The sequence below is a fragment of the Chryseobacterium cupriresistens genome, from assembly GCF_046614675.1.
Lineage (GTDB): Bacteria > Bacteroidota > Bacteroidia > Flavobacteriales > Weeksellaceae > Chryseobacterium > Chryseobacterium cupriresistens.
This window is the reverse complement of sequence record NZ_JBKKJT010000012.1, coordinates 107,049-124,399: the sequence shown is the minus strand read 5'-3', so window position 1 is coordinate 124,399 and position 17,351 is coordinate 107,049. Positions and strand designations below refer to the sequence as shown.

Annotated in this window: 12 protein-coding genes and 1 riboswitch; of the genes, 2 read left to right on the top strand and 10 right to left on the bottom strand. The window is 38.1% G+C overall.

Annotated elements, in window-relative coordinates; genetic code table 11:
- Nucleotides 1-554: 554 nt before the first annotated feature.
- The 3 genes from cysS to folE all read right to left on the bottom strand — a co-directional run bounded on the left by cysS (nt 555) and on the right by folE (nt 3,249).
- Complete coding sequence (gene cysS / locus ACLI50_RS21670; protein WP_411414626.1) at nt 555-2,021, bottom strand: cysteine--tRNA ligase; 1,467 nt, start codon at nt 2,019-2,021, stop codon at nt 555-557.
- A 124-nt stretch (nt 2,022-2,145) separates the two neighbouring features.
- Nucleotides 2,146-2,577, bottom strand: coding sequence for a DinB family protein (locus tag ACLI50_RS21665; protein ID WP_411414625.1), 432 nt, complete (start codon nt 2,575-2,577; stop codon nt 2,146-2,148).
- Nucleotides 2,578-2,583: 6 nt separating this feature from the next.
- Nucleotides 2,584-3,249, bottom strand: a complete 666-nt coding sequence (folE, locus tag ACLI50_RS21660; protein WP_411414624.1) for a GTP cyclohydrolase I FolE — start codon at nt 3,247-3,249, stop codon at nt 2,584-2,586.
- 102 nt (nt 3,250-3,351) lie between these two features.
- Between folE and ACLI50_RS21655 the strand changes: the two genes are divergently transcribed.
- Nucleotides 3,352-4,503, top strand: a complete 1,152-nt coding sequence (locus ACLI50_RS21655; protein WP_411414623.1) for a hypothetical protein — start codon at nt 3,352-3,354, stop codon at nt 4,501-4,503.
- 196 nt (nt 4,504-4,699) lie between these two features.
- On the opposite strand, the gene metF is transcribed toward ACLI50_RS21655, so the two are convergent.
- The 7 genes from metF to ACLI50_RS21620 form a co-directional block, all read right to left on the bottom strand.
- Nucleotides 4,700-5,659 carry a methylenetetrahydrofolate reductase [NAD(P)H] gene (gene metF / locus ACLI50_RS21650; protein ID WP_120232631.1) on the bottom strand — a complete coding sequence of 320 codons (960 nt, stop codon included), beginning with the start codon at nt 5,657-5,659 and terminating at the stop codon, nt 4,700-4,702.
- 7 nt (nt 5,660-5,666) lie between these two features.
- Nucleotides 5,667-8,327 (bottom strand): methionine synthase, encoded by a 2,661-nt coding sequence (gene metH / locus ACLI50_RS21645; RefSeq protein WP_411414622.1) that lies wholly within the window; start codon nt 8,325-8,327, stop codon nt 5,667-5,669.
- A 1-nt stretch (nt 8,328) separates the two neighbouring features.
- A complete protein-coding gene (locus ACLI50_RS21640; RefSeq protein ID WP_202840780.1) occupies nt 8,329-9,420 on the bottom strand; it encodes a fatty acid desaturase family protein in 1,092 nt (363 codons plus the stop codon).
- An 83-nt stretch (nt 9,421-9,503) separates the two neighbouring features.
- Nucleotides 9,504-10,514, bottom strand: a complete 1,011-nt coding sequence (locus ACLI50_RS21635) for a homocysteine S-methyltransferase family protein (RefSeq protein ID WP_411414621.1) — start codon at nt 10,512-10,514, stop codon at nt 9,504-9,506.
- A gap of 36 nt (nt 10,515-10,550) precedes the next feature.
- The gene (locus ACLI50_RS21630; protein WP_411414620.1) at nt 10,551-11,711 is read right to left on the bottom strand and encodes an O-succinylhomoserine sulfhydrylase; all 1,161 of its coding nucleotides are present in this window, start codon (nt 11,709-11,711) and stop codon (nt 10,551-10,553) included.
- 124 nt (nt 11,712-11,835) lie between these two features.
- Nucleotides 11,836-13,374 carry an ACT domain-containing protein gene (locus tag ACLI50_RS21625; protein WP_411414619.1) on the bottom strand — a complete coding sequence of 513 codons (1,539 nt, stop codon included), beginning with the start codon at nt 13,372-13,374 and terminating at the stop codon, nt 11,836-11,838.
- 5 nt (nt 13,375-13,379) lie between these two features.
- Nucleotides 13,380-14,318, bottom strand: coding sequence for an alpha/beta fold hydrolase (locus ACLI50_RS21620; RefSeq protein WP_202840786.1), 939 nt, complete (start codon nt 14,316-14,318; stop codon nt 13,380-13,382).
- 60 nt (nt 14,319-14,378) lie between these two features.
- Nucleotides 14,379-14,486: riboswitch (SAM riboswitch) on the bottom strand.
- Between the two features lie 188 nt (nt 14,487-14,674).
- On the opposite strand from ACLI50_RS21620, the gene ACLI50_RS21615 reads away from it, so the two are divergent.
- The gene (locus ACLI50_RS21615; protein WP_411414618.1) at nt 14,675-17,290 is read left to right on the top strand and encodes an MGH1-like glycoside hydrolase domain-containing protein; all 2,616 of its coding nucleotides are present in this window, start codon (nt 14,675-14,677) and stop codon (nt 17,288-17,290) included.
- Nucleotides 17,291-17,351 lie beyond the last annotated feature (61 nt).

The window sequence follows — 17,351 nt, the reverse complement described above, 5'->3', positions numbered from 1 at the left end:
AGACCTTAGATATTATCCTGCCAACTTACAAGCGTTCTTGTAAAGAATTTGGATTCCTGCGGAATGATACAATGGGAATAGGGATTTATACTCAATAATATGTTTACATAGAAATCTGCAATATGAATGTTCAAACCAATATTCCTTTTATACATGGAGACCCAAATCTCGAAACACAATAACCCGAACCTCATCATTCATCATTCATCATTCATCATTAACGACCCCTCCCCTAGCCCTGATAGCAATGGTTACCCCGCAGCTTGCTTCGGAGGGTGGGTGGGTTTAGGTGTGGGGGACCCTTCGGCTTCGCTCAGGGTGACAGCGTTGGAGTGCGCTGGCGCGAGGAGTATGAATGGATAGCAGGAAGTAGCTCCTGAAAAAATTGGAGAGTTGAATGTGAGTGGGTAAGAGAGTTTTAGAGAGGGGAAGTGAAGCACAAAGAGACATAATCTGAAATACGGATATATTCTCTAGAAGGGATAAAAAACATTCCGTAAGAATCCTGTACATAAGGGACTCCTACGGAATGGGGATAAAACGAAGTTATATTTCTAGTTCAGAACGTATGATGTTCCGTCTCTTCCGTCTTTTAATTCGATACCTTCTGCAAGCAGTTTATCTCTGATCTGGTCTGAAAGTTCGAAGTTTTTGGATTTTCTTGCCTGGTTTCTCAATTCGATCAAAACTTTTAAGGTCTGATCAAGTTTTTCATTGTTATTTTCTTCTACGGTCTGTAATCCAAGAACGTCGAAGATGAAAGCATTCAGTGTTGACTTTAAATCTTCAAGATCTTCTGTTGCAATTGTTTCTTTGCCATCTTTCAGCGCAAAGATATATTTCACCACTTCAAAGAGGTGGGCAATCAGGATTGGCGAATTAAAGTCATCTGTTAATGCTTCATAGGCTTTATTTTTCCATTCTTTCAGGCTGAAACCGGATTGTTTTGTATCATCAGGAGTAATAGAATTCAATACTTTCACTGCTTCCATTAATCTGATAAATCCTTTTTCGCTGGCTATCATGGCATCATTTGAAATATCCAGAACGCTTCTGTAGTGTGCTTGCAGGAAGCAGAAACGTACAATTGAAGGATGGAAAGGTTTTTCAAAGAAGTCATTATCTCCTGTAACCAACTGCATTGGAAGGATGTAGTTCCCTGTAGATTTGCTCATACGCTGAGAATTCATCGTCAGCATATTGGCGTGCATCCAGTAATTTACCGGTGCAGCATCGTTGCAGGCTTTCCCTTGTGCAATTTCACATTCGTGGTGAGGGAATTTTAGGTCCATTCCTCCTCCATGGATATCGAATGTTTCACCCAGATATTTTGTACTCATTGCAGTACATTCAAGGTGCCATCCCGGGAAACCTTCTCCCCAAGGGGAATTCCATCTCATGATGTGAGCCGGAGAGGCTTTTTTCCACAATGCAAAATCCTGAGGGTTTTTCTTTTCACCCTGTCCGTCAAGGTCTCTGGTATTGGCGAAAAGCTCTTCTATGTTACGTTTTGAAAGCTCACCATAATTCAACCCTCTTTTATTGTACTCCAAAACATCAAAATACACTGAACCGTTGCTTTCGTAAGCAAATCCTCTTTCAATTAGTTTTTGAGTTAACTCGATCTGCTCTACAATATGTCCTGTAGCAGTAGGTTCGATGTTTGGAGGAAGTAAGTTGAACATATCCAGGACTTTGTGAAAGTCTACGGTGTATTTCTGTACAATTTCCATAGGCTCCAGCTTTTCAAGTCTGGTTTGTTTTACGAATCTGTCGTTATCTACATTTCCATCATCGGTAAGGTGTCCTGCGTCGGTAATATTTCTCACATACCTTACTTTGTATCCCAAATGCATCAGGGTACGGTAGATAAAATCGAAAGAAAGGAAAGTTCTTACATTTCCCAAATGTACATTGCTGTACACGGTAGGTCCGCAGACATACATTCCGACATTTCCTTCCAAGATAGGTTTGAATATTTCTTTTTCCGCTGTAAGGGAGTTATATAATTTTAATTGCATTTATTTTTAAGTTAAAGATTTAATGATTTTAAAGATTCAAAATTGAGTTAAAAAATACTTTTGTCACAACAAATAATTGTCGTGATAAAAATCTTATCTGAAACTTTTTTAAATTTTATCATAATTAAATCGCTTTTAAATGATGATGCAGATGATCTACATAATCATTGATAATAAACTCCAACGTATAAACCTGCGGTTCTGTTTTGCTAGTATCACAGGTTCTTTGTAATGCTTCATCCGGGATATTTTCTACAATATGAACAATCTGATAGTTCAAGGATTTCCACAGATCAATAAGATCTGAAACAGGAACATTCTGATAGTTCTGAGCTTTCACCCAAAAGTTCTGATCATAAACGATATTCTCGTTCTCTTTGTATTGGGTTACAACAAATCTACGGATATTTGTTAAAGCACTGTCACAAAGATGGCCAATAATTTCTTTTTTGGACCATTTTTCCGGTGCATTTTTGTAATTCCATTCGTCTTCAGAAATTGTCTGGAATCTCTGGAGCTCTGCATCAATAATATTTTTAAGGATCTGGTAGTTCATTGTTTATTAATCAAGCTTTGCATGACTTCCTACGTAATGTAAGAATTCCTGTCTTGTGATAGGGTTTGTTCTGAAAATACCACTGAGTTCCGCAGTAATTGTGGAGCTTGCTGTATCTTTTATTCCTCTGCAGTTGACACAAAGGTGTTTTGCATCAATGATACACGCCACATCTTTCGTTCCCAAAGCTTCTTTCAAAGCATTTACAATCTGCATGGTAAGTCTTTCCTGAACCTGTGGTCTTTTCGCATAATAATCAACAATTCTGTTAATTTTTGAAAGACCGATTACTTCGCCATTGGAAATATAAGCAACATGGGCTCTCCCTATGATGGGTAAAAAGTGGTGCTCGCAAAAAGAGTATACCGTGATATCCTTTTCCACCAGCATCTGGCGATATTTGTATTTGTTGGAGAAAGTGGAGATTCCTGGTTTATTTTCAGGAAGAAGTCCTCCGAAAATCTCGTTCACATACATTTTGGCAACACGTCTTGGAGAATCCTTCAGAGAGTCATCTGTCATATCCAATCCCAACGTTTCCATAATCTCACCAAAAAGCTCAGTAATTTTTTCAATTTTTTCCTGTGGCGATTTATCAAAAGCATCTTCCCTTATAGGCGTATGTTCTTTTCCAGTGAAAATATCATCGTCGTTATCAGTAAAATCAACCATTTTTATTTAATTTGCAGCAAAAATACGGATAATATCTGTTCATCTATATTCAATTAGGGTGAAAAACATTATCTTTTATAACCAGCTCAGATTAAAAAGCCTATGATTATTGTCGAAGAAGTACAAAACCAACTCCATAAAAGGGAATTTCTGGAATTCCCGGCCCGTCTTTATGAACACGACAAAAATTATATCCGCCCTTTAGATAAACATATTGAGGAGATTTTTGATCCTGCCAAGAATAAATTCTTCAAAAACGGAGAATGTAAAAGGTTTCTGTTTAAAAAGAATGGCAATACCGTTGGAAAAGTAGCTGTTTTTGTAAACGGCTGTTATGAGCAAAAGCAGCCTACGGGAGGAATTGGCTTTTTTGACTGTATTAATGATCAGGAAACTGCCAATTTTATTTTTGACCATTGTAAAGACTGGCTTCAAAGAAAAGGAATGGAAGCAATGGACGGACCTATCAATTTTGGGGAACGGGATAAATTCTGGGGACTTTTAATTGAAGGTTTTATTGAGCCTTTATTTGGAATGAATTACAATTTCCCTTATTACAAAAATCTTTTTGAGAATTATGGGTTTCAGATTTATTTTGAGCAGCTTTGTTTTACGAGACCTGTTTTTGCGGAAGTGTCGAGGATCTTTACCATTGCGCATGAAAAGAACAGAAGAAACCCTGCGATCTCAGCACAACCTATGAAAAAGAATAATCTGCCGAAGTTTGCAAAGGATTTTACAGAGATTTATAATAAAGCATGGGCATCTCATGGAGAAGGAAAGCATCTTGAAGAAGCAAAAGTTCTGAAGATGTTCAACACCATGAAACCTATCATTAATGAACATATCTCTTGGTTTGTCTACGAAAACGAAAAACCGATTGCGATGTGGATCAATATTCCTGATCTCAACCAGTGGTTTAAATACCTGAACGGGAAATTCGGGATTTTTCAAAAGCTTAAATTTTTGTTTTTAAAACGTTTTAAAAAGAATGAAAAAATGGTGGGGCTTGTTTTTGGTGTTGTCCCGGAATGGCAGAAGAAAGGCATAGACGGATATATGATCTGGGAAGGAACTCAACATTTAAGAAAACATACGGATTTTACAATTACGGAACTTCAGTGGATTGGTGATTTTAACCCTAAAATGATTAAGATTGCAGAAACTCTTGATACCACAGTAACGCGCAAGCTTGCTACTTACCGGTATTTGTTTGACAGAAATAAGGAATTTGAGAGACATGCTATTCTTTGAAAGGAAGCTGGAAGCTGGGAGTAGGAGGCTTATTTTTGAGGAAGGAAAGATGGAATTAACAAAGTTGATTCTTTCTAAGCGGGTGTATAGCCCACGGCTTTCTTCATTTATTTTATCTTTAAATTAATTCTTTATGAGATTTCAAAAATAAAAACCCTGCTTTAAAAAGCAGGGTTCCTTCATTTTGGTACTTTTATTAGAATAGCTCACCGGCTACTTTTTTGATGTTATCACTTTTTCCCATTGAGTAAAAGTGGAGAACAGGAACTCCAAAGTCCAAAAGTTCTTTACACTGAGCAATAGACCATTCTATTCCGATCTGTTTTACCGCTTCATTATTCTTTGCATTTTCCACCTCATTGATCAGTTCTTCAGGAAGATCTATTTTGAATACCTGTGGCAGGATTTTCAAGTGCTTCTTAGTGGCAATAGGTTTGATTCCCGGAATAATTGGAACCATTATTCCCATTTCTCTTGCTTTCTGAACGAATTCAATATACTTTTTATTGTCAAAAAACATCTGGGTAACGATATAATCTGCTCCGGCATCTACTTTTTGCTTCAGCCACTTCAGATCATAATTCATGGAGGGCGCTTCCATATGTTTTTCGGGATATCCAGCAACACCGATGCAGAATTTGTTCAGTTCATCACAAACCTGTTCTTCGTTATGAAGATATTTTCCCCTTCCCAGATCATTAATCTGGTTGACAAGATCCATTGCACTAGCGTGTCCTCCCTGAGTAGGTTCAAAATACTGATGTCCTTTCATGGCGTCCCCTCTTAAGGCCATTACATTATCTATCCCAAGATACATACAGTCTACCAGCAGATATTCTGTTTCTTCTTTTGTAAAACCTCCGCAAAGAAGATGTGGTACTGTATCAACATTGTATTTATGCTGGATGGCAGCACAAATCCCCAGTGTTCCGGGGCGCATTCTTGTAATACGACGCTCCATCAAACCATTTCCTTTGTCCAGATAAATGTATTCTTCTCTGGATGTGGTCACATCAATGAAAGGAGGTTTGAACTCCATCAACGGATCTATATTGGTATAAAGGTCTTCAATCCCGATTCCTTTTTGTGGCGGAACAACTTCTAAGGAGAATAAAGTTTTTCCATTTGCGTTTTTAATGTGTTCTGTTATCTTCATGTTAATGTTAATCTGCTAAATTGGGTGACAACCATTTTTTCGCTTCCTGGATGCTACAACCTCTTCTTGCTGCATAATCTTCAAGCTGGTCTTCTGTAATTTTTCCTAATCCGAAATATTTGGCATGCGGGCTTCCGAAATAATATCCGGAAACAGATGCTGTTGGGAACATGGCAAGGCTTTCTGTAAGGAAAACCCCAGTATTCTCTTCAACTTTTAAAAGATCCCAGATGGTCTTCTTTTCCAGATGGTCCGGGCAAGCCGGATATCCCGGAGCCGGACGGATTCCTTTATATTTTTCGGCAATAAGCTCTTCGTTGCTTAAGTTTTCCTGATTGGCGTATCCCCAGTATTCTGTTCTGACTTTTTTATGTAAGAATTCGGCATAAGCTTCTGCAAAACGGTCTGCCAAAGCTTTGACCATGATAGAATTGTAATCATCATTGGCTTTTTCGTATTCCGCAGACAGTTCATCAGTACCAAATCCGGTGGTTACACAGAATGCTCCTACATAATCGGTTTTTCCTGAACTTTGTGGAGCAATGAAATCACTTAGTGCCAGATAATCTTTGCCTTTTGATCTTTGAGCCTGCTGTCTTAGGGTTAAAAATTTTGCCTGCTCATTATTATTTTCATCAAAAATCAAAATATCATCAGATTCATTGGAATTGGCCTTAAAGATTCCGAAGATGGCTTTTGCGGTTAACAGCTTCTCATCCAGAATTCTATTCAAAATGACCTGAGCATCTTTGAATAGTTCTTTTGCCTGAGCTCCTACCACCTCATCTTCCAGAATATTCGGGTATTTTCCGTGAAGATCCCAGCTTCTGAAAAACGGAGACCAGTCGATGAAAGGAAGAAGTTCTCTCAGATCCTGATTTTCAATTACTTTTATCCCAAGATTATTCGGTGTGAAAATTTCTTCATTTTCCCAGTCAATTTTAAAGTGATTTTCCCTTGCTTCTTTGATTGAAACATAATCTTTATCCACCTGTCTGTTCAGAAATTTTTCTCTGAAGTCAGAGTAGTCGTTCTTTAAATCCGAAACATATTCTTTATTTCTGTCACCCAGCAATGAGCTTACAACGTTTACCGCTCTTGAAGCATCATTCACATGAACGACAGCATTTTTATATTTCAAATCGATTTTCACAGCAGTATGTGCCTTTGACGTTGTAGCACCGCCGATTAATAGAGGGAAATCCAAATTTTGTCTTTCCAATTCTGAAGCGATGTACACCATTTCATCCAAACTAGGGGTAATCAGTCCGCTTAGCCCAATAACATCTACTTTTTCTTCAATGGCAGTCTGAATAATCTTTTCGGCAGGAACCATTACTCCAAGGTCAACAATTTCATAGTTGTTACAACCTAAAACAACACTCACAATGTTTTTGCCGATATCATGAACATCTCCTTTTACGGTTGCCATTAATATTTTTCCGTTAGCAGGTTTTGTTCCGTCTTTTTCTGCTTCAATGAAAGGCTGTAAATAAGCTACTGCCTTTTTCATTACCCTTGCGGATTTTACTACCTGTGGAAGGAACATTTTTCCACTTCCGAATAAATCTCCTACCACTCCCATACCTGTCATCAGGTTCACTTCGATGACGTGAAGCGGTCTTTCGGCCAATAGCCTTGCCTCTTCTACATCTTCTTCAATAAAACGGTCGATTCCTTTTACCAAAGCATGGGTAATCCTTTCCTGTAGAGGATTATTTCTCCACTCTAAGTCTTCAGTCTTTTCTTTTTTTACCGATTTATGTTTCTCAGAGTAATCTAAAAGCCTTTCGGTAGCATCTTCTCTTTTATCCAGGATGACATCTTCTACCAGCTCCAGCAATTCTTTATTGATTTCATCATAAACCTCCAGCATAGCCGGATTTACAATACCGATGTTCATTCCTGCCTGAATCGCGTGATAAAGGAAAACAGAATGCATGGCTTCTCTTACGGTATCATTTCCACGGAAGGAGAAGGAAACATTGCTCACGCCTCCACTCACGGATGCATAAGGAAGATTTTGTCTTACCCAGCGTGTAGCTTCAATAAAGTCGATGGCATTTCTTCTGTGCTCATCCATTCCAGTTGCCACCGGAAAGATATTTAAGTCGAAAATGATATCTTCTGCAGGGAAACCAATCTGGTTTACCAAAATATCATAGGAACGTTTTGAAATTTCAATTCTTCGTTCAAGATTGTCAGCCTGCCCTACCTCATCAAATGCCATTACAATGACAGCTGCACCGTACCTTTTGATGGCCTTGGCGTGTTTGATAAATTCTTCCTCGCCTTCTTTTAAGCTAATGGAATTCACAACACATTTTCCCTGAGCTACCTGAAGACCTGCTTCAAGGATCTCCCATTTGGAAGAATCTACCATAATCGGGATTCTTGCAATATCCGGTTCTGAGGCAATTAAGTTCAGGAATTTGATCATCGATGCTTTTCCATCGATCAAACCATCATCAAAGTTAACATCCAGAATCTGGGCACCTCCTTCTACCTGATGGCGGGCAATATCTAAGGCTTCTGAGAATTTCTCCTCTTTAATCAGTCTTAAAAACTTTTTGGATCCGGCAACATTTGTTCTTTCACCAACGTTGATGAAATTACTTTCCGGGGTTATGATAAGAGGCTCGAGGCCTGATAATCTTAAATACTTCATTTTATTCTTCTAAAATATAGTAGGCATTATTGGCATTCTGCTTCAATAAATCCCTATGCTTACTTAAAGCCGTAATCAGCGGAAATCTTTTGTATGCTAAACCATGTTCTTTAGCAAACTCCTCAATCTCCTCTGTAATTTCATTATAATACATATAACTGTAATTGGGAAACAGATGGTGAGCAACGTGAAAATTGAAATTTCCCAACACATTTCTTACCAACCAGTTATTTTCTTTGAGATCATTGGTTACTTCCAGCTGGTGACGAAGCCAGCTAAACGGCAGACCATTCTCTTTATTTAATTTTGGAAAGGCATTATCAGGAAGCGGATGCAAAGGCAGTAACACAAACAATGCAAAAATACTTGCTGAAATTACCTGTAAAAACCACGCTCCTAAAGCCAATCCTATTGATACTTTAAAGAACACCACAGGAACCACAATCTGATAAAAGAAATAGAACAGCTTATAGCTTATCATTTTTACTTTTTCAATGGTGGGAATTTTTCCCTGGGTTTTTAAAATCACTCTTTCTTTATCAAAGAAGTCTCTGAAGTCTCTTATAAACATCCAGTTGAACAAATACAACGGATATACTAAAAAGAAAAACTTATCCTGATACTTCTGTATACCTTTCGCTTTGATCCACGGTACGATTAAAAGCAGTCCGCTCTGTTCGATATCCGTGTCCCATCCATCTACATTAGGATAGGCGTGATGGCTTGCGATATGTCTTTTTTTCCAGATATAGGAGTTGGCACCTATAAAATCAAAAATATGAAGAATCAGCCCATTGAGTCTTTTACTCTTATAAATGTTATTATGGGCCGCTTCGTGGATTAAGTTTAAATAAATTAAAACCAGAGAGATTCCCATTAAAACAAAACTCAGAATATAGATCCAGTGTTTTTCAGCATTCAAAAGAGCCAGAACATATAATCCCAGATAGATCATCGGCAGAATAACTGCTTTAATCTGAATATAGATGTCCCTGTTTTCAGAAATCCCTTCCACCCTTTGGTTTACTTTCTTCCTCAACTCATTAAAAAGCTTAACATCTTCTGAATCTTTTAAGTAAATCGGCTTTTCCATTACATTAAATTTTGTGGTTTATTTAAAGATAATATTTATAACCGAGCCTTCATTCTTGATTTTAATTAAAAAAATCTATCAAATCAGACAAATTCTTTCAATTTTCTAGGCGGATAATCTTTCACCAGATCTGCAATCGCCCTGATATGCTCAGGGGTAGTTCCGCAGCATCCTCCAATAATATTGATTAATCCTTTCTCTACATATTCTTTAATCTGTCTTGCCATGTCCTCAGGAGTTTCGTCATATTTTCCGAAAGCATTTGGTAAACCGGCATTCGGATATGCTGAAACATAGAATTCTGAATTATGAGCCAGTGTTTCAAGATAAGGAGTCAGCTGATCTGCTCCCAATGCACAGTTGAAACCTACACTTAATAAATTCAGGTGGGAAACTGAGATCAGAAAAGCTTCTGCGGTCTGTCCGCTCAAAGTTCTTCCGGAGGCATCGGTAATGGTCCCTGAAACCATGATCGGGATCTCAATTCCTCTTTCGTCCTGCAGTTCATCAATAGCGAATAAAGCAGCTTTTGCATTCAAAGTATCAAAGATGGTTTCTACCAGAAGGATGTCTGAACCCCCATCCAACAAAGCTTCACACTGTTGTTTGTAAGCTACTCTCAATTCTTCAAAAGTGATGGCTCTGTATCCCGGATCATTCACATCAGGACTTAAACTTGCTGTTCTGTTTGTAGGTCCGATAGATCCTGCTACAAATCTCGGTTTGTCTGGATTTTTCGCAGTATACTCATCACAGGCTTTTCTGGCAATTTTTGCTGACTCATAGTTCAGGTCGTATACCAGATCTTCCATGTGGTAATCTGCCATCGCAATGGTAGTTCCTGAAAATGTATTGGTTTCAATAATATCAGCTCCGGCTTCCAGATATTTCTTATGAACTTCTTCAATCGCCTGAGGCTGTGTCAGAGAAAGCAGGTCATTGTTTCCTTTTACCGGATGTTCCCAGTCTTTGAAACGCTCTCCACGGTAATCTTCTTCTTCGAATTTGTATCTCTGAAGCATGGTACCCATCGCTCCGTCAAGAATTAAAATTCTTTCGGATAAAGCTTTATATAATTGTTCTGAATTTTTCATTTTATCGATTTTAGGTAAAGCCTGCAGCTGTTTGAATTAATCCAAAGCTTGTTTTAAATCTGCAATGATATCATCCACATTTTCCAATCCTACTGAACAACGTACCAGTCCTGCAGTAATTCCTACTTCATTTCTTTCGTCGTCTGATAATTTGGAATGCGTTGTAGAAGCCGGATGCGTAACGATCGTTCTTGTATCACCTAAGTTGGCAGACAATGAACACATTTGTATCTTATCTAAAAAGTTTCTTCCTCCTTCTATTCCCCCTTTTATTTCAAAGGCCACAATATTTCCTCCGAGTTTCATCTGCTTTTTGGCTACCTCATAACCAGGATGGGATTTCAGGAATGGATATTTTACCAATTCAACATTTGGATGACTTTCTAAAAACTCCGCTACTTTCAAGGCATTCTCACAATGCTTTTCTACACGGATAGCCAATGTTTCCAAACTTTTTGATAATACCCAGGCGTTGAAAGGAGACAATGCAGGCCCTGTATTTCTTGCGAAAAGATAAATTTCTCTGATCAGGTCTTCTTTTCCTACTGCTATTCCTCCTAAAACTCTTCCCTGTCCGTCAATCAGTTTCGTTGCTGAGTGTACAACAATATCTGCACCATATTTGATAGGCTGCTGAAGATAAGGTGTTGCAAAACAGTTATCTACAATAAAAATAAGGTTATGCTTTTTTGCAATTTGTCCGAAAAACTCCAGATCCAGAATTTCGATAGCCGGATTGGTAGGAGTTTCAAGGTATAAGATCTTTGTATTAGGTTTGATGTATTGCTCCACATTCGCTGCATCTTCTGCTTTGAAATAAGAAGTTTCAATATTCCATTTCGGGAAATATTTGGTAAACAAAGTGTGTGTCGACCCGAACACCGACTGGCAGCTTACGATATGATCACCAGCATTCAATAACGCCGCAAATGTAGAATAGATGGCGGCCATTCCTGTCGCAAAGGCATATCCCGCTTCTGCACCTTCCATTTTAGCAATCTTATCTGTAAATTCTGTTACATTAGGATTGGAAAAACGGCTGTATAAGTTTTTTGGTTTTTCTTCTGCAAAGCTTGCTCTCATATCCTCCGCATCCTGAAATATAAAACTGGAGGTAAGATATAATGGTGTAGAATGTTCGTCAAACTGGGTTCTTTCCGTCTGGGTTCTTATTGCTGATGTTTCAAAATTTTCCATATAGTTTTAATTAATTTACCAATATAGCAGTCTAACAATGTACCAATTAAAATCTTCGCTTTGCTCAGAATAACGACACAAATTATTGGTAAACTGATACATTATTAGATTGTTATATTAAATATTATTTTGTTTCACTTACTCTTAAAATATCTCCGAATACTCCTCTTGCGGTTACCTTTGCACCAGCTCCGGCTCCCATAATCACGATTGGATTTTCTCCATAGCTTTCTGTGTAGATTTCAAAGATGGAGTCTGAACCTTTCAGTTGTCCCAATGCTGAAGTTGCAGGAACAGAAACCAGTTTTACATCCAGTTCACCTTTATCTTTCTGTAAATCTCCGTGTAGATCTCCCACATATCTCAATACATGTCCGGGCTCCTGGTTTTCTTTTATTTTCTGATATTCTTCGTCCAGTTCTTCCAGTCTTGAAAGGAATTCTGATTTTGAAACCTCCAGTAAGCTTTCCGGAACCAGGTTTTGAATATTGATATCTCCGAACTCGTTGATTAAGTCTAATTCTCTTGCAAGGATCAATAATTTTCTTGCTACATCGTTTCCTGATAAGTCTTCTCTCGGATCCGGTTCTGTATATCCTTTCTCCAAAGCTTCGTTGATAATGGTTGAGAATTTATCGTCCCTCAAAGAAAAATTATTGAACACATAACTCAATGTTCCTGAGAATACGCCTTTAATTCTTGTGATATTTTCTCCTGAAAGGTGTAATAACTTGATGGTATCAATTAACGGTAATCCTGCTCCCACATTGGTTTCATACAGATAACGTCTGTTGTTTTTACTCAACGTATATCTTAGTTTTCTGTATTCTTCAATTGGAAGGGTATTGAAGATCTTGTTGGAAGACACCAGATCAAACCCGTTTTCTGCCAGGGCGTGATAGTTTTTTACAAAATCTTTGCTTGCGGTGTTATCCACAACAATCAGATTCTCCAGTTGATTTTCGTTAGAGAAATTAATCAGTTCTTCCACGTTTGACGGTCTTTCTGCTGTTAAAACCTCATCCCCCCAATTGGCATCAAATCCTTTTTTGTTGAAGGCAATTTTCTTTGAGTTGGCTACTGCAACTACTTTAAGGTCTATTTTTTTACGTTTTTTAATTTCTTCTGCAGATTCAAGTACCTGTTCTATCAAGGTTTTTCCTACATTTCCATGGCCAATAATGGCCAGATGAACGGTTTTCGGTTTTTTGAAAATTTCAGATTCTATGATGTTTCTTGTTTTTTCATCCTGTGAAGACGTCACTACGATATTGACTCTGTTTTCTCCTGCTACCTGGTTCAAAAGCAATGGAAAAACATTATTTCTTGCCAGCTCAGCAAAGACTTTATTAAAATCTTCTGCTACAAAACCAATGACAGAAACATTATTGATACTATAGATCTGGGAAACTTTTCCTGACTTTCTTTCTGCTTCAAATTCATCGATAAGACAAGCCACTGCCTTCTCTGCATCATTTTCATGAACCAGGATAGAAATTCCGTTTTCTACGGCCTGCTGAGAGATTACTCCTACACTGATACGCGCCAAAGTAAGCGCTTTAAAAATTCGTCCGTCAATCCCGATTTCTCCCAGGAAATCTTCTCCTTCAAATTTAACGATTGATCTGTTCTTCAAAAATTTTATTTCGTTAGCATTTTTCATTACTTCTATAAAATGTTTTTAATGATATTATTTAATTGTTGATATTCCATTAGGAAGGCATCATGCCCGTGTATAGATTGGATCTCGTGATAAGAAACATCTTTATTTTTCTCTTTTAAGTTTTCAAAACACATTCGGATTTCAGAAGCCGGGAAAAATAAATCTGTATCTACGGAGATCATGTGCATTCGTGCCTGTATGTTCTCCAGTGCTGTATCAGCAGCATTTATATTCATCAAGAGATGATTCATCAATTTGTAAGCTTTTAAACTAAATCTTTCGTTTAGTGCATTACCATGATAAACCAGCCAGTCTTCTGATTCCAGGCGTTGTTTGTCCTGATTATATTGGTTTTGAAATCTGTCATTGAGCGACTGCGGTGTTCTGTAGCACAACATGGCATGAATTCTTGCTTTCTGTAATGGTTCTTCCTTATCATTTAATAAAAATTTCTGAACCAGACACTGTGCATGAAGCCAGTCGTGTGTTCTGTAATCGCAGGCAATAGGAATAAAAATCTCAGCAAGATCCGGCTGCTGGGCAAGCATTTCCCAGGCAATACCTCCTCCCAGAGAGCCTCCTATAATGGCATATAAATTTTTGATCTGTAAAACTTCAAGTCCTTTCAGAAATATCGCAGCGATATCTGAAGGAGTAAAGTCTTCATAATCTTCAATTAAAAAATCGTCGTATCCGTTTCCTGGTATATTGAAGCACAGAACGGTATATTGATCGGTATCAACAATCTGATTTTTTCCCACCAGCTGTTTCCACCAGCCTTTTTCTCCGGATACGTTTGAATTTCCGGTAAGAGCATGATTGATTAAGACAACAGGGGCTGTAAACAGATCTTTCCCAAAAAGCTGATAGCTTAATGAGATATGGTATTCCTTTTGGGAATGAGTTTGATACGTAAGATTAATATAGTTTAGTTCTGTTTTCAATTCTATTAAATTTTAATACAATTGAAAATGCCACAGGAAATGGCTGAAAAGAACTTCAGTAAGTTATCTGTCCAAAATTATTTTGGTAGAACGTAGCACCTTCTTTACTTGCGCAAAGGGTTGCTAAGGTTTCATAGGGTCTAATCCCTCAACCTTTCTTGATAACATTTTCAATATTTGAATGAACGAATGGTGCAAAGGTAGTTCTTTTCTTTTAATTTCAAAAAAAAATTATTTTAATATTTAAAAAAGCCCTTAAATACAAGTATTCCAAGAGTATATTAATAATTATTCAGATGAAAAAAATTGGAATTACTTCTCAAAAAAACTAACTTCGTATGGAAAAGTGATGAGATATGACCGCCGAAAAAGATAGATTACAAGATACCAAATGGAAAAACTGGGGACCTTATGTAAGCAACCGGCAGTGGGGAAATGTACGCGAAGATTATAGCCCGAACGGGAATGCCTGGAATTTCACCAACCATAATAATGCAGAAAGCTATGCCTACCGTTGGGGTGAAGAAGGTATTGCCGGAATTTCTGATGTAAAGCAGCTTTTATGTTTTGCTTTTTCGTTCTGGAACAAGAAAGACAAAATGGTAAAGGAACGATTCTTTGGTTTGAGCAATCCTCAGGGTAATCATGGGGAAGACATCAAAGAAATCTTTTATTATCTGGATAATACACCTACTCATAGTTATATGAAAATGGTTTATAAATATCCCATCAATGAATTTCCTTACGATGAACTTGTTGCAGAAAACGGAAGACGCAGTAAAAAGGAACCGGAATATGAAATTTTCGATACCGGAATTTTCGATAATGATGAATATTTTGATATTTTCATTGAATATTGCAAGGCCGATCACAATGATATTCTTGCCAGAGTAACGGTCTGTAACCGAAGTCAGCATGAAGCACCTATTCTGGTAGCGCCTACTGTATGGTTCAGAAACAACTGGAAATGGGGATACAACACCTATAAGGCAGAGCTTAATGCTTCTCATGACGGAAGTATCAATATTGGACACGACAGTATCTCCATTAAAAAACTTTATTCCCGAAATACCAATGCACAAAGCGTATTTTGTGATAATGAAACCAATACTTCTAAGCTTTACGGAGCTCCTGCAGGTGAAAATACATATTTCAAAGATGGCATCAATCATTTTATTACCCACCAGGCAAATACGATTAATCCCGCAAAGAAAGGGACAAAAGCTTCTTTCCTGATCGATGAGCTTATCGGAGCCGGAGAATCAAAGGTTTTTGAATTCAGATTGTGCCCGGATGAAGCCGATGAGCCTTTTGAAAACTTTGATGAAATTTTCAATACCCGGCAGACTGAAGCTGAAGAGTTTTATCAGGAAATTCAGAGTGATACCGTTAACGAAGATGAGAGAAATGTACAGAGACAGGCTTTTGCCGGGCTTCTCTGGAACAAACAGTTTTATCATTATAATATCGGAAAATGGCTGAAAGGTGATCCTAATTTTGAAGCGCCAAGAAATTTCAATGAATATGTAAGAAATACAGAGTGGAATCATCTGCATAACAAGGATATTATTTCCATGCCTGATAAATGGGAATATCCATGGTATGCAACGTGGGACCTGGCGTTTCACTGTGTTCCTTTTTCCATCATCGATGCAGAGTTTGCCAAGGGACAGCTGTTACTGCTTACGAAAGAATGGTATATGCACCCTAACGGACAGCTTCCTGCCTATGAGTGGAATATGAGTGATGTGAATCCGCCGGTGCACGCATGGTCTTGTTTCCGTGTTTTTAAAATTGATGAAAAAAATAACGGAAAGCCGGATTTATTATTCTTAGAAAAAGTATTCCAGAAACTCCTGCTTAATTTCACGTGGTGGGTGAACCGAAAGGATAAAAACGGAAAAAATATTTTCGGTGGAGGTTTCCTGGGTCTCGATAATATCGGAGCTTTTGACCGGAATATGGTTTTAAAGGATGGCCAGCACCTCGAACAGGCAGACGGAACCAGCTGGATGGCCATGTATGCATTGAATATGATGCGTATTGCGATGGAACTTGCCCAATATTATCAGGTGTATGAAGATATGGCCATCAAGTTTTTTGAACATTATCTTTATATCGCTGAGGCTATGGAAAATCTGGGCGAAGGCACAAAAGGTCTCTGGAATGAAGAAGACGGATTTTTCTATGATGTATTGCAGCTTGGAAACGGAGACAGTGTTTCTTTGAGGTTAAGAAGTATTGTTGGTTTGATTCCTATGTTTGCTGTTGAAATTGTAGACCATCGCTTACTGGAAAAGATGCCGAATTTCAGGACCCGAATGGAGTGGATCTTAAAAAATAAACCGGAGCTTACCAAACTCGTTTCCCATTGGGACGAGGAAGGACACGGACGAAAACACCTTATGAGCATACTTCGTAAAAACAGACTGACAAAAGTTCTGACCAGAATGCTTGATGAAAATGAGTTCCTGAGTTCTTACGGAATACGTGCTATGTCTAAGGTATACGAAGAAAATCCGTTTGTATTCTCTGTACATGGGTCTGAAAATATGGTATACTATACGCCTGCAGAAAGTGACAGCAGAATGTTTGGCGGAAATAGCAACTGGCGCGGCCCCATCTGGTTTCCTATCAATTTCCTGATTGTTGAAAGCCTGCAGCGCTTCCATTATTATTATGGAAACAGTCTGAAAGTAGAATTCCCAACGGGAAGCGGTGATAAAAGAAACCTGGATGAAGTAGCCCAGAATATCAGCAAAAGACTCTGCTCAATATTTTTAAAGGATGAACATGGCCAAAGGGCGTTCAACGGAGGCAATCCCAAGTTCAATTATGATGAACACTTCAGAGATTATATTACGTTCTTTGAATATTTCCATGGTGATAACGGCCGTGGTGTGGGTGCTTCCCATCAAACAGGATGGACTGCTACTGTAGCGAAACTGATAAAGCCAAGACTCACCTTTTAATAAGCAATGAGTAATTGGTAATGAGTAATAATAAAAGCCGGATGAAACATCCGGCTTTTGT

What these genes read in the sequence shown, in the direction of transcription:
- cysS (WP_411414626.1), bottom strand. Translation starts at nt 2,021, where the DNA reads ATGCAATTAAAATTATATAACTCCCTTACAGCGGAAAAAGAAATATTC.
- ACLI50_RS21635 (WP_411414621.1), bottom strand. Translation starts at nt 10,514, where the DNA reads ATGAAAAATTCAGAACAATTATATAAAGCTTTATCCGAAAGAATTTTA.
- metF (WP_120232631.1), bottom strand. Translation starts at nt 5,659, where the DNA reads ATGAAGATAACAGAACACATTAAAAACGCAAATGGAAAAACTTTATTC.
- ACLI50_RS21665 (WP_411414625.1), bottom strand. Translation starts at nt 2,577, where the DNA reads ATGAACTACCAGATCCTTAAAAATATTATTGATGCAGAGCTCCAGAGA.
- ACLI50_RS21640 (WP_202840780.1), bottom strand. Translation starts at nt 9,420, where the DNA reads ATGGAAAAGCCGATTTACTTAAAAGATTCAGAAGATGTTAAGCTTTTT.
- folE (WP_411414624.1), bottom strand. Translation starts at nt 3,249, where the DNA reads ATGGTTGATTTTACTGATAACGACGATGATATTTTCACTGGAAAAGAA.
- ACLI50_RS21630 (WP_411414620.1), bottom strand. Translation starts at nt 11,711, where the DNA reads ATGGAAAATTTTGAAACATCAGCAATAAGAACCCAGACGGAAAGAACC.
- ACLI50_RS21615 (WP_411414618.1), top strand. Translation starts at nt 14,675, where the DNA reads ATGACCGCCGAAAAAGATAGATTACAAGATACCAAATGGAAAAACTGG.
- metH (WP_411414622.1), bottom strand. Translation starts at nt 8,327, where the DNA reads ATGAAGTATTTAAGATTATCAGGCCTCGAGCCTCTTATCATAACCCCG.
- ACLI50_RS21625 (WP_411414619.1), bottom strand. Translation starts at nt 13,374, where the DNA reads ATGAAAAATGCTAACGAAATAAAATTTTTGAAGAACAGATCAATCGTT.
- ACLI50_RS21655 (WP_411414623.1), top strand. Translation starts at nt 3,352, where the DNA reads ATGATTATTGTCGAAGAAGTACAAAACCAACTCCATAAAAGGGAATTT.